Raw genomic sequence first — 13,513 nt, 5'->3', positions numbered from 1 at the left:
AAAGCTACGCCTCCTCGCGTGCTCGGACGAATCGGGCTAGCCTGACGCGCATGGCCCAGGCAGCCTCGCCCGCGCGCGCCTGGATTGGGACGATCGTCTTCCTGCTCCTCGCGCCCGGCGTCGTCGCGGGCCTCATCCCCTGGCTCATCTCGGGTTGGCGGTGGCACGATTGGGGCGGCGCGGCCTGGGTCGTCGTGCCAATCGCCTGGATCGCGATCGCTGTCGGGGTGGCCTTCCTCCTGCACGCCTTTGCGCTGTTCGCCCTGCACGGCGGAACGCCCGCTCCGGTTGCTCCGACCGAGACGCTCGTCGTGACGGGGGTCTACCGGTTCGTGCGCAACCCGATGTACCTCGCGGTGCTCGTGATCATCCTCGGCCAGGCGTTGTTGTTCGGCAGCTGGTGGCTCCTGCTCTACGCCGCTATCGCTCTCGCCGCGGTCGTCGCGTTCGTGAAGGGCTACGAGGAGCCGACCCTCACTCGTACCTACGGCGAGCAGTACCTCGACTACCGCCGGAACGTCCCGGGGTGGTGGCCGCGGCTCACGCCGTGGCGGGCGTGAGGGCGCTCCCGAAAAGGGTCCATCCCGTCCGGCCCGGCCATGCTCGCTGGCGCATTTCTCCCACTCGCCCTGCGCCTTAAAGCACTTTTAATAACGGGATTCGGGTGCAAAACCACATCCCGAGCAATACAGTCATCGCATGGCAGCCCACCCGAGGGCTGCCCATTAGGCCCGAAGGGGAAAACATGACCCGAATCTGGAAGCGGACCGGCACGGTAACCTCCATCACCCTCCTAACCACTCTCGCCGTTGTCGTCAGCGGCGGCATTGCGCACGCGGACAACATTCAAGACACGATCGCGGACACCGGCACTGGCATCACGCTGGTCGCCGGAGCCGACACCGGCGCCAGCGCTGGTGTCCGCCTGATCGGAAACAACTCGGGCGGCGACGCGGATCCTGGGTGCAACATCGATCAGGGCGAAGCGCCACTCGTTCTCGACATCGTGACTCCCGCCGGCGTCACCGCCAACCCCGACCCGCTGTCGATCACCGCGTGCGGCATCGAGTTCCCGGTGACCTTCACTGCCAGCAGCAGCGCCCTGAGCGGCAACGCAACCGTCAGCATCATCTCCGGCCCGGCCGGATCCGGCAGCTACCTCAATCAGGTCCTCATCCCTATCACCGTCACCCAGCCGACGCCCACCAACACGAAGCCATCCGTCGCGGTGACTGGCGTTGTAGACGGCGCAAGCTACGAAATCGGTGCCGTTCCCGACGCGACCTGCGCTGTGACGGATGCCGAAGACGGCGCCAGCTCGACTGCAGCGGTGCTCAGCGGAACCCTGTTTCACGGTCTCGGTGCGCTGGTCGCCACGTGCGACGCCACTGACACCGGCGGGCTTTCGGCCGACAGGGCCTCGGCCACATTCACAATCGTGGACACCGGAGTCCCGACGATCGAGCACGTGCTGGTTCCTGCCGCACCGAACGGTGACAATGACTGGTACACCACCGACGTTGCAGTCAACTTCTCCTGCGCCGACACGGGTTCCGGCATCGCCAGCTGCGTCGGCGACACTACCCTCGGCGAGGGAGCCGAGCAGTCGGTAACCGGTACGGCCACGGACTGGGCCGGCAACATGCAAACAGACACCGTCACCGGCATCAATGTCGATAAGACGGCGCCAGCAGTTGAGCTGGTTGGCGGGCCGGGTGCCAGCTATTACTTCGGAGACGACAGTGCCGCGCCGACCTGCGACGCGTCCGATGCTCTCTCCGGCCTGGCATCCTGCGTGATCACCGGAGGTGGCAGCACCGTCGGCAACCATTCGTACCTCGCAACCGCAACCGACAACGCTGGCAACACGAGCACCGCAACGCTCGACTACACCGTCCTCGCTTGGACCCCGACCGGTTTCTACTCCCCGGTCGACATGGGCTCAGTGTGGAACACCGTGAAGGGAGGCAGCACGGTGCCGCTGAAATTCGAAGTCTTTGCCGGCACCACCGAGCTGACCAGCACGTCAGCGGTGGACACATTCCGGGCTACCCCGGTCGCCTGCCCCGGGGCCGCGGCCGCGTCCGATGCGATCGAATTCATCTCCACCGGCGGCACCAGCCTTCGCTACGACCCCACGGCCGGCAAGTTCATCCAGAACTGGTCGACGCCCAAGAAGCCTGGCGCATGCTTCACCGTGGTTATGACGACCGACGACGGGTCCAGCATCTCCGCCAACTTCATCCTGAAGTAGCGGCTACTCCTCCCGGAGCAGCCGGAAGGCGCTCTCGCGGACCTTCGCACCAGTTCGCGAAGGACCGCGGAGTGCACTTAGCCATGACCACTCGAGACGGAAGGTGTACCGCAGTTCCCTGCGCCCGAGCGACGGACACGAGCATGTGCGTTACCCGGCGGGAGTCCCGTCCAAATACTGGCCGGTGGTCGGGGATGACACGAGGCAAGGGCCGCGCCAATCGGCGAGGCGTGGCAACCGACGGCATGTTCGCATGGAGTACGACAGTTGTACGTTGCGTTAAGACTTCTCAGGGCTCGCGCGCGGTGCGATCCTGAGAGGGCAGCACAGGGAGGCGCGCGATGAAGCCACAGATGCGATCGGAACCCCATTAGGTTCACGAGCGACGACTACGCGGCCCGGATGGCTCGTGTGGTCGACGACGCGGTCGGGGCGGGACTTGACGGCGTCATTGTGACGCCAGGGCCGGACCTGTTGTGGCTCACGGGCTACCAGCCCACCGCCATCACCGAGCGGCTGACGATGTTGGTTCTCGGCCCCAACGTGCGCCCGACGCTGCTCGTGCCCGTATTGGAGAGGCCCGATGCGGAAGCGGCCGAAGGCTCACCTGGCGTGGCGATCGTCGACTGGGTCGATGGGACGGACCCCTACCAGGCGGCTTCTCGCTTGCTGCAGCGGGACGGGCGGTTCGGGCTCTCCGACTCGGCATGGGCGATGCATCTGCTCGGGCTGCAGGCGGCGCTGCCCGATACCCGCTACCGGGCGTTCAGCCAAAGCCTTCCCATGATGCGCGCGGTCAAGGACGCCAACGAGCTCGGCCGCCTCGCGATGGCGGGCGCCGCCGCGGACGCGACGTACGGCGAGATCGTGAAGCTGCGATTCGCCGGTCGACGCGAGACAGAGGTGGCTGCAGACCTGGCCCGGCTGTTGCGGGAGTTCGGGCATGAGCAGGTTGACTTCACGGTCGTCGGCTCGGGGCCCAACGGCGCTAACCCTCATCATGAGGCAGGCGATCGGGTGATTGAGCAGGGTGATGCGGTGGTGCTGGACTTCGGCGGTCTCATGTACGGCTACGGGTCGGATACGACGCGCACGGTGTGCGTCGGCGAGCCGTCGGCGCAGGTGCGGGAGGTCCACGAGGTGGTGAGACGGGCGCAGCAGGCGGCGTTCGAAGCGGTTCGTCCGGGTGTGCCGTGCCAGGAAATCGACCGGGTCGCCAGGGCTGTGATCACCGAGGCAGGGTATGGCGAGCAGTTCATCCACCGCACTGGTCACGGAATCGGTGTGACGACTCACGAGCCGCCGTACATGGTCGAGGGTGAGGAGCAGCGTCTCCGGCCCGGGATGTGCTTCTCAATTGAGCCGGGAATCTACCTCGCCGGACGCTTCGGTGTGCGTATCGAGGACATCGTCACGGTCACCGACAGCGGCGGTGAGCGGTTCAACAACACCGACCACGCCCTCCGGATCGTCGAGTAGTCGGCGCGTTTCGCCGCGATTCGCAGAACGGGCCCATTTCCTCGCGGACGGGGCCTGTTCTGTACGCGGTCCGCAGCACTAGCATGAGCGCGACGCGCTCTCCCTCTGTGCGCACACGGGTCCAGTGCGAGCGCGAGACGTGGAGGGCTACGACATGACTGACGACGCCAACCCGCAGGGCACACCTCCCGCATCGCCCACCCCGCCGGACCCGGCATCCGATGCGACCGCGACGACGACAGAGACACAGTCCAAGAAGAAGCCGGCGGGTGTGACGCAAGGGATGCTCATCTGGGTGGGCATCGCGGTCGTCGTGCTGTCGTTCGTCGCGGCGTTCCTCGGGTCCTGGCTCGCGCGGTCGGTCGACTCGAACGAGGCGGTCGCGACGCCAACGCCGACGCCGACCTCCGCCGAGATCGACGCGGCCGCTTTCGAGGAGGCGATCAAGGAGATCCTCCCGGCCGGGTCCGCGGTTCGAGCCGGCACCGGCGTGCCCGAGTCGGGCAAGGGCTACGAGGGCGACGTCTACATCGACATCTCCAACTCCAACGTCTACCTCTTCCAGGACGGCGACTGGACGCAGGTCGGGAACATCCGCACCTCGGCCGCCGAGAACCTGACGGGCACAACCGGCCCCGCTGGCGAGACCGGAGCGACCGGTGACACGGGCGCCACAGGTGAGACCGGCGCACCCGGTGCGCCCGGCACGCAGGTGCTGCTCGGCGTCGGCGAGCCGGATCCGAAGACGTGCACGACCGACGGCGACATCTACATCGACACCACGCCGGTGTCGTTCTACGAATGCGACGCCGGCGACTGGACGCTCTTCGGCCCCCCGACCGACGGCGCCACGCCGACGCCCGAGCCCACCGAGCCGCCCGCCGAGGGCTGACCCACCGACCCGTCCGTCGGCTCCCCGACTGCCGGGGCGCCGGTCTCGACGTCTCCGGACACCCGAGTGGCGGCATGTCCAATCGACATTCCCGAAGTGGCGCTGTGCGGGTTGACCGAGGGTTTCGTGGTCTAACGGCCGAAGCACACCACTACCCGTGCCAACGCTGCAACGACGATGTGAGGGCGAAACCCGCTGAATCCCTAAGCGGGCAGGACCAATTGTTGGGCGCTGACTGGCATGCTTGTCGCATGGCGCAGCCGAACGACCTCCTCGCCGTCCTTGTCGACGCTGACAATGTGCCGCCATCAAAGATCGGTGCAGTCCTTGCCGAGGTCGCACGATTCGGCACTGCCTCGGTCAAGCGGGTCTACGGCGACTGGACCAAGCCGAACTTGGGCAGTTGGAAACCTGTTGCGAGCGAGCACGTGATTCAGCCGATGCAGCAATTTGCCAACACGATCGGCAAGAACGCGACCGACAGCGCACTGATCATCGATGCCCTCTACACGCGTCGATTCCACGGGTTCTGCATCGTGTCATCCGACAGTGACTTCACCCGTCTGGCATCCCGCATTCGCGAGGAAGGCGTCACCGTCTATGGGTTCGGAGAGCGGAAGACGCCCGAAGCGTTCCGCAACGCGTGCGATCGATTCACATACCTCGACGTGCTCGACGAGCCGGCAGCGGAGAGCACCTCTGCAGCGCTTACGCGCGTTCTGCCCCCGAAACTGCGTAGCGACACCAGACTTGTCGCCGGGCTGCGGACGAGTGTCACCACCGCATCGGGAGAAGACGGATGGGCGAACCTTTCTGCTGTGGGCCAGCTGATGCGGAAGCAACATCCCGACTTCGACTCACGAAACTGGGGGTTCGAAAAACTCTCCGACCTGGTTCGAGCGACGGAACTCTTCCTCATCGAGACCCGCCCCGCCGGGGGGTTGCAGGTACAGAACAGAAAGAAGAACGGCGACTGATCATGGTCGCAACCGGGGCGAGCAGGAGAGCTACAGTCGATCCTCCTTCTCGCGGGCTAATGACGACTGCACACGTTTCAGCGGTTACTCACGTTTCTTGCCCCGATACCTGGTACGGACGTGACTTGTGTCATCCATACCGCGATCTGGCGTTCGTCGAGGTCGTCCACGGACTCGAGCTCCACGCCCCGCGTCGACTTGCCCATCCCCACCGGCGTCACCGGCGGTACCGGCTCGAGCGCTGTGCCATTGACGAACATGAGCTTGACGTGGCCGGCGAAGCCGCCGCAGCTGAAGCACCACCCGTCGCCGACTCCGTAGTACGCCATGCCCCACTTCACGGATCGCTGGAGATCGGGCAGCGTCTTGGCTGCCAGCGCATCCACCGCTTCGGCGATGCCGCGTTGCGGCTGCGGCAGGCTGGCGATGTATGCGAAGACCGGCTTGTCGCCGACCGCCGCTTTCGCGGGGCTTGCCCTGCCTGTCATGGCTTCCGGCAGCGCCCAGGCCGCGTCGCCGGGTGCCGCGGAGCGCGTGGCCGGTTTCTGGACTTCGCTCTTGCCGATCTCCCTGCTGTCCACGGCGACATTTTAGTCCTCGCTGGTCGCGAGAGCATGTGCGACGACCGGCCTGCTGGCACTGATCCCCCCTTCGGAACCCCGCAAACGACGAAACGCTCCCGAGTTTCCTCAGGAGCGTTTTCGTTTCGGGAGTTCTTAGACCAGTACTTAGAACAACCCATTGGTCGGGCTGACAGTGCCTGGTTTCAGGACATAGTTCATCTATGTCTCAAGACATCGTTCACACTTCTCGGATGTGACGAAAAACCGAATCATCGTGACCAGTGTCGTTCTCGAGGGCCGGTCAAAGGCCGACGTCGCCCGCGACTACGGCGTCTCCTCCCGATGGGTGCACACCCTGGTGCGGCGATACCTCGAGGGAGGCTGGGACGCCATCGAGCCACGCTCCCGCCGGCCCAAAAGGAGCCCAACCAAGACCAAGCCGGAGATCGAAGCGGAGATCCTCCGACTGCGCCGGGAGCTCACCGCGCAAGGCCATGACGCCGGCCCACACACCATCCACTTCCACCTGAGCACCCGATTCGACACCGTTCCCTCGGTCGCCACGATCTGGCGAATCCTGGACCGCCACGACCTCATCACTCCGCAACCCCGGAAGCGCCCGCGCTCCTCATACACTCGGTTCCAGGCCGAACTGCCCAATGAGACCTGGCAATCCGACTTCACCCACTGGCACCTGGCCGACTCCACCGGAGTGGAGATCCTGACCTTCCTCGACGACCACTCCCGACTCGCCCTCTCGGTCACCGCCAACCGCGTCACCACCGGCCAGATCGTGGTCGCCGACTTCCGCCGAAACGTTGAAGAATACGGGCCGCCCGCCTCCACCCTGACCGACAACGGGCTGGTGTTCACCACCCGCGTCCGCGGCGGCAAGAACGCCTTCGAGAACGACCTGCGCCTGCTCGGCATCACCCAGAAGAACGGCCGACCCAACCACCCGCAAACCCAGGGCAAGGTCGAGCGGTTCCAACAGACGATGAAGAACTGGCTCGCCAAACAGCCGCCCGCCAGCACCCTCACCGAGCTGCAACACCACCTCGACCAGTTCCGGGACTACTACAACACCCAGCGCCCGCACCGCTCACTGGACCGGAAAACACCCGCCCAGGCCTACGCCGCACTCGGCAAAGCCGGCCCCTCCGGCACCGTCGACGGGCACTGGCGGATCCGCGAAGACCGCGTAGACGCGACCGGCTCAATCACCCTGCGTTACAACTCCAAGCTGCACCACATCGGAATCGGCCGCGCCCACAAACACACCCGCGTCAAGGTCCTCGTCCACGACCGACACATCCGAGTCATCGCCACCACAACCGGACAGCTGCTCCGCGAACTGATCCTCGACCCCACCCGCGACTACCAACCCCAGAAACAACAAAACCCCCACTCCGGAGAGTGAGGGTTTTGTGAACCATGTCTTGCGACATCTATGAACGATGTCCTGCGACATGACATTGGTCGGGCTGACAGGATTTGAACCTGCGACCCCCTGGAGGATCCGGTCGATTTCCGGTCTCCGCCGGTCGTCTCGGGAACTCACGGATTCCCTTGTGTTTACATGGAACCGGGCGGTTCGCTTGGTCCGAGTGTAGCCGGTCGGCAGCGGTCCGTGGCGGGTGATTGAGGTGGGTTTTGGATGGTGGGATGTGGGTATTTCGTCAGCAGTTATGCCCGGCCTGACTCGCGCGAAGTTAGTGTGATGCTCGCGGCAAGGCGTCGAAGCCGGAAGCCGAGGTATTACGTCGGGTTCGAGAGCATCTCTAGGCAGATTCTGGCTGCACCTTGGGTGACGTAGTTCCCCTCGGAAGAAGCCAGAACGTTGATCTGAGCGACCAACGGCTCCAGTTCATTGTTGAGCAATCGTGCGCTTCGTTGCACGGCATGAAGCACAGCCAAGGGAACCTTGATCCCGTCGCTCTTCAGCAGGTTGACGATTCGCGAATAGACAGCGTCTGTGAGTTCACTCGATGTCGAGAGAGATCGGACCAGCGCGTGGCCGGCAGCTGCACGTACGGACGGGTCAGGGTCGTGAGAGAGCTGAAGGAGGAGAACGTGCCCCCAAGTGGCGTCGGCTTCAGAGATGCTCAACGGGATTGTCTTGGCCGCCTGAATTCGGTCCTTGACGCCTGCTGTGGCAAGGCGAAGCACTGTCTCAAGGAGGTCGCTCCTCGGAGCCGCACCAAGCGCGGCCGACAAGCGAACGGCTTCACCGAAGACCTCCGATTCGGACTGTGTGAACATGCCTTCGCGGCGTTCCGAAGCGATCAGTAGGTGGATGTCCTCACGCAACTTCGTAGCGACAGCCGAGGGTAGCCGTGTGACATTCTCTGCGAGACGCTCAACCGCGAGGTCCTTCAGGCCAGCGTCCACTTTGCTATTCAGAAGGTGACGCAAAATTTCGTCCCACAGATGATCGCTCGGGAAACGTAGTGCGAACGCAACGGCGACGTTAGCGTTCTGATAGCCGCCTACAGACATCATGCCGTTGGAAGCGTGCTCTGCTTCCTGCCGCAGGAGAGTGCCGAGGTAGCTTGCGAGCGCGGGAATCGTATCTCCGGCTTCGTCGTCGGGAAGGCCTTCGTCAGCAAGGTGTGCGGCCCTCTCGACGCCTAGGTCAGCCGGTATCGGTCGGACAGCACCGCGAACGTTCTCGTCAACAGCGTCCAGGAGTACGCTCGTCTCGAAATCGCGCTCGATAGCCTCCGCCAAGTGCGACCACTGACCGGTCACTTCAGACTCAACCTCCTGCCAATCCAAGGAGGACACGAGTCGCGCGAGGGTGTTCGCGATCGGCTGGCTGAGCGATGCTTGGTTAGCGATGTAACGATAGGCCAGGGAAGCGATCTCGTTGTGGCGGGTGCTGGCGGGAACAAGCCTGGATATTGTCTTCCAAAGCCGCTCCCATGAGCTCCAACTCATCTGCCTTTGCAGTTGCGGCGTGTCCGCGAAAAGCAATGCCGCTGAGATTGCTTGGTCCTTCTGCTGTGGAGAAAGGAAGTCAGACGCACCCTCGAGGACGAGTAGATCCTGTTCGGTGCACCATCTAGCGCTATTGACCCGGTTCGTGACGATCAGAGCGTCGTCCACGAGGGAAATCGATGGTCCTTGCGCCCGGATCCACGTGATCGCGGCTTGCAGAGCCTTCGTCGCTCGACCCTGACGAAGGAGACGCACCGCCTCGCGTACACGCTCTGGGCTATCGCCCCGCTCAAGAATGAGCACCTTCCCAAGCTTCTCGCGCTCCCCACGCATGAAGCCCAGGTGCCCTGAGAGCTCAGCGAGGGTCAGCGATCGATAGCCAGCACCGTCGGCAGCGATCCGTCCAAAGTGCCGTGTGTTGGAGTCGGCTTCAACTCGTCGTTCGAATGCGTCCCTCAGCACGATCTCGTCACGATCAGCAGAACGGAGATGCATCCGCATATCGATCCAGCTCGTGCGTCCACGCACGACGCGGACCCAGGTGTGGCCTCCGATTTGCTCAAGATTCGACTTGAGTGACAGAGCATGGCTGCCGACCGAGCGCACGAGGTCTCGCTGCACGGTAGAGGCGCCCCAGCTGATTCCACCTGAGACTGCAAACTCTTGCAGGCTCGAGTCCTTCAACGTCGGAAGCCACTCGATCGTCTGCCGGACTCGATCTCGTGCTTCCTCAAACTTGCAGCTCTCTGTAAGTCGAGCGCTTAACTGCATGAAGACGGAGGCGATAATGAGGCGCTGGCTTGCCGTGTACTCGGACGGATCGCCATCAGCACCGCCAAGCTCTTCCACGAGAGCAGCAAGTGCATTCACCGCTTCGCTATGTTTCTCCAACTCACACAGCGCCACGCTTCCAAACAAGACGGCGGCCGCGCGAGCCCCTGGTGGCAAATCCCGCGCTTCAGAGAGCTCCAGCAGTCTGTCCGCCGACGCCGCCTGCGTATCGACGCCTAACGAGCCCCGAGCACTGGCAACGAGCAAGTCTCTCCAGTTTGAGATCGAACTCGCTTCCGGCTGAATGTTGTATCCCTCGCTTCGGTCTCTCATCTCAGTAACAAGAGCGAGTGCCGCGGCCCCGGAAACCTCGTCATCTCGAAAGTTCGGGTGCGGTGAGACGGTCCACGGTGCGAGCGCCGCAACGAGCCACTCAACCTCCCAGTTTTCTGACGAGATCATAGGTCGCTGCTTTCGTAAGGAGGGCGGGGAGAATAGCCGGGGTTTGTCACATCTGAACTCTCTGCGAGTGGCAAGTCATCTGGAGGTCGCGGAGTTACTCCTTGCCGACGCGTATGGAGGCGGACGAGAGTCTTGCGCACCTCGTCGTCAAGATCCTCCGGACGCAGCACTCGAAGAGAGGCCGCCTTCACCCCGCATGGGATGCACTGAACATTCACAATGTCAACGACGTCAGAAGCCTGTACCTTCGCGTTCTTGGAGTTTCGACCAATCACGATGACGTAGACATGAGCTAACCGTCCAGCATTGCTTGAGACGTAGTTCTCAAGGGCTCGGTCTGTGACCATACGTTGATGATGACCGGGAGGGTAAAGAACAAAGACAATATCTACATCAGCAGTGGTGTTACCGGACCATAGAAAGTAAGGGCCATACTCTTCGCAGAGTTCGCGCACCAGGAGGTCGAAACGTTCCTCCCACCTGGCAGTGTCTTCGACTTGCGCGAGGAAATGAGTGTCGAGCACGATGGCGGCAGAACTCATCGGCGGCCTCACCCCCCAATCGCCACGGAGGACTTATCGAGGTAGAGGGTCGCTCCAGCAGAGTTTCCGCACTCGGCGGCTGAAACAATAACCGGCAGCAGCGCGACGCTCGACGTTCGATCGCGGTCCCGAACCTCGCCCGTGAAAATTCGTCCAAGGCCGGGGCAGCTAGCGAGATCCCGAGACGTCTCAAGTTCGAGCGTTACTAGTCTGCTCGAATCGCTCAGGAAGGTGGCAACGATCAAAGCTGCGACCAAGACAATCGCCGCAAACGAGCCAGACCAGAGGCCCCAACTAAGCGTTCGAATTATCCCGTTCTTGATGGCTGCGGCATCCTCGATGAGGTCGTCGTACGTTAGAGGAAGATCGCGATCTCGTGGCGACTTGGTGCGTATTCTCCACACCTCAAGTGCGTGCAGGAAGTTTGCTGACGCTTTGTCGCCAGCTTGGTAGGAACTAGCTGAACTAGCAGCCAGGCTGAAGGCCGTTGCGAAAATCAGGAGTGTGATGGCAATCAGCCCGAGAACTTGCGCCGGTTTAGGAATTGCCTCCGCCGGAGCAAGGATGAGTCCCGCGGCCAGCGCACCAGCTGCGGCCGCACACAACGTGGCGACCGCCCGTGCGCGCGACCGGTACTTTTCATTCGAGTCGACAGCAACTTCAAGCCGATGTGCTAAGTCGCCGTGCTCCGACAAATCTTCCCCCTGAACCGCAAAGGGCTCAAGTGGCGCCCGTCACCTCGTCCTCGGATGCGAAGACAAGCTCAGTTTACCAACGCCTCACAAAGTAAGGGTAGGCGTGGATAGGGAGCGAGCAAGTCGGGCCTAGCAGACTAGCTTGCTGCCGACTCCTGCCGCCCATCACTCGCGAATCAGGTAGTGGAGCGACTCGTCTGCGCTGTCAGGCGCATGGAACGACCGAATCCAGAGTCGCGGTGTGATTTCGTGTCGTGCTCGCCTGACGTCTCCGAGCAAGGGGTCACCGCGATCAGTGAGCAGTTTCCGAAGCAAGGGCGCGATGCCAAGCAGCTCGGACCGACTCCGAGAGGCTGGGTCCTTGCTGCAGTCGCGCAGATCAGCGATCTGTCTCCAGGAACAGCCTCACGCCCATCTTTCAGTCGCGGTGCTGGGTTATCGTTCGTCTTCTAAAAGAGCACCATCGAGCAATCCTGTGACCGAGGCGTCCGCTTGTCGCAGTGACTCGCGCTACGGCTCGCGATCGACCTCTCGTCATGATCGATTGCTAGCCGGGCGCCGTGACGGGCGTCTCGAGGCTGTATCCGCCACCGGAGAGTCGGTTCACGAGGGTGACGAGGTCATAGACAAGATCGAGGACCGGTGGGTGGGCGTGATCCGGAGCGTCCTCGTGTTCGAGCTTGGCGAGCAGGACGGGCATGAGTGCCTCGGCGAGTTCGACCTTGCTGACTTGCTGCTGGATGCGGTCGAAGACCACTTTGATGTCGAGCTTTCGTTCCCGGGCGTACTCGATGTCTGTGCGCAATCGAGGCGACCAGTCCGCCTCGGAACATTCCGCGTCGGGGTTCGCTCGAAACACCGCCCTGATCGCTGTCTCAAGTTCTTCGTCGGTGAAGTTCGCGAGCTCGTACTTTTGGTCTCCCCAGATATGCAGCTGTATGAGAATTTCGAGTTCATGCTCGGTGAGCGTGCCCCCTTGCGCAGCGACTTCTTGACGCACGATCTCGCGTAGCTCGCGGAGGTGTCATCATCTGCTCGATAGAGCGGGACGAGTAGCCGGAGCTGGTGAAGCTGCTCCAGATCATCAATGGATACGCGCTGATCCCACTTGCTCCTGGCCTCATCTCGAAACTGCCCAGAAGACAACAGCGGAACCTGAGAAAAGGCGAAGGAGACATCGAGTAGTGGCAAGGTAGACGGAGTCGTCTGAGCGTCAGTTGGCATTGCGCCGCCTCGCCTCTGCTCTTAACGTCTTGTTCAAACGCAACGACTTCAAAAAGCGCCACCAGTCGCCAACAGCGCCTCCCCAGCCGGCGCCAAACCGGCTATCCCGTCCCGGACCAAGAAGGTCAAACACCTGAGAACGGACGAACATCTTTGTGAGCACCCGTTGCCCCGCCGGACGGATCAGCCGCCCGCACAATTCGCCCGACCTAAGTGACGGTAAGAAGCTCAACGATCGCAATGTATGCGCCAGTCAGGGCCCCGACCGACAGCAGCGCCCACCCAGAGGCCGCTCTGTCATATGCATCTGAGAGCTGAAGCTCCGCCTTGCTGAGTACTTGGAGCAGCTCTTTACTCATGGTCTTCAGTCGGCGACGACGCTCTACACGGTTCCACCAGGGCACCTCCGCCAACACCGACTTGCTCTCCCGCCGCGCAAGCTCGTTGTAATCAGCGAGGAACCCACTCATCGCGGTCAAGGAGGATCTGGCAGAGGTTACCATCTGCCAGATTGTTCCCGTAGCGGTCAACAATGCAGCCACGGCGACGAATAGGTCCATGCAACTCATGTTGGCGGCGTGCGCCGACATTCAGCGACATATGATGGACGACTGCAGCACCCCAGTCCGAGGGATGCCGTTGCCGGAGTGCCTGTCCCTCTTGTTAGCGCTCTGTATCCGAGGGTGCCGAGTGGCGGATGGTCTGAGTTTAAAA

General features: G+C 62.8%; 11 protein-coding genes. 6 read left to right on the top strand and 5 right to left on the bottom strand.

The window, feature by feature from the left end:
• The first annotated feature begins 50 nt into the window (after positions 1-50).
• The 5 genes from HCT51_RS06525 (at position 51) to HCT51_RS06505 (ending at position 5,602) form a co-directional block, all read left to right on the top strand.
• On the top strand, positions 51-560 hold the full coding sequence (locus HCT51_RS06525) for a methyltransferase family protein (protein ID WP_166872792.1): 510 nt from the start codon (positions 51-53) through the stop codon (positions 558-560).
• Between the two features lie 185 nt (positions 561-745).
• Positions 746-2,254, top strand: coding sequence for a PxKF domain-containing protein (locus tag HCT51_RS06520; protein ID WP_166872795.1), 1,509 nt, complete (start codon positions 746-748; stop codon positions 2,252-2,254).
• Between the two features lie 402 nt (positions 2,255-2,656).
• On the top strand, positions 2,657-3,733 hold the full coding sequence (locus tag HCT51_RS06515; RefSeq protein WP_166872798.1) for an aminopeptidase P family protein: 1,077 nt from the start codon (positions 2,657-2,659) through the stop codon (positions 3,731-3,733).
• Positions 3,734-3,887: 154 nt separating this feature from the next.
• A complete protein-coding gene (locus HCT51_RS06510) occupies positions 3,888-4,625 on the top strand; it encodes a collagen-like triple helix repeat-containing protein (protein WP_166872802.1) in 738 nt (245 codons plus the stop codon).
• Positions 4,626-4,876: 251 nt separating this feature from the next.
• Complete coding sequence (locus tag HCT51_RS06505) at positions 4,877-5,602, top strand: NYN domain-containing protein (RefSeq protein WP_166872807.1); 726 nt, start codon at positions 4,877-4,879, stop codon at positions 5,600-5,602.
• Positions 5,603-5,679: 77 nt separating this feature from the next.
• On the opposite strand, the gene HCT51_RS06500 is transcribed toward HCT51_RS06505, so the two are convergent.
• Entirely contained in the window at positions 5,680-6,183 is a 504-nt protein-coding gene (locus tag HCT51_RS06500) for a DUF1801 domain-containing protein (protein WP_166872813.1), read from the bottom strand.
• 235 nt (positions 6,184-6,418) lie between these two features.
• Between HCT51_RS06500 and HCT51_RS06495 the strand changes: the two genes are divergently transcribed.
• The gene (locus HCT51_RS06495) at positions 6,419-7,585 is read left to right on the top strand and encodes an IS481 family transposase (RefSeq protein WP_191413787.1); all 1,167 of its coding nucleotides are present in this window, start codon (positions 6,419-6,421) and stop codon (positions 7,583-7,585) included.
• A gap of 338 nt (positions 7,586-7,923) precedes the next feature.
• Here the strand turns inward: HCT51_RS06495 and HCT51_RS06490 are convergent, their stop codons facing one another.
• The 4 genes from HCT51_RS06490 to HCT51_RS06475 form a co-directional block, all read right to left on the bottom strand.
• A complete protein-coding gene (locus HCT51_RS06490) occupies positions 7,924-10,338 on the bottom strand; it encodes a hypothetical protein (RefSeq protein WP_166880916.1) in 2,415 nt (804 codons plus the stop codon).
• Between the two features lie 550 nt (positions 10,339-10,888).
• Entirely contained in the window at positions 10,889-11,575 is a 687-nt protein-coding gene (locus HCT51_RS06485; protein ID WP_166880919.1) for a hypothetical protein, read from the bottom strand.
• A 547-nt stretch (positions 11,576-12,122) separates the two neighbouring features.
• A complete protein-coding gene (locus HCT51_RS06480) occupies positions 12,123-12,575 on the bottom strand; it encodes a hypothetical protein (RefSeq protein WP_166880921.1) in 453 nt (150 codons plus the stop codon).
• 433 nt (positions 12,576-13,008) lie between these two features.
• Positions 13,009-13,359 carry a hypothetical protein gene (locus HCT51_RS06475; protein ID WP_166880923.1) on the bottom strand — a complete coding sequence of 117 codons (351 nt, stop codon included), beginning with the start codon at positions 13,357-13,359 and terminating at the stop codon, positions 13,009-13,011.
• Between the last annotated feature and the right edge of the window lie 154 nt (positions 13,360-13,513).

Source organism: Salinibacterium sp. ZJ450 (assembly GCF_011751885.2).
Taxonomy (GTDB): domain Bacteria; phylum Actinomycetota; class Actinomycetes; order Actinomycetales; family Microbacteriaceae; genus Ruicaihuangia.
Note: the sequence above shows the minus strand (reverse complement) of the source record. Positions and strands in the feature narration are given on the sequence as shown.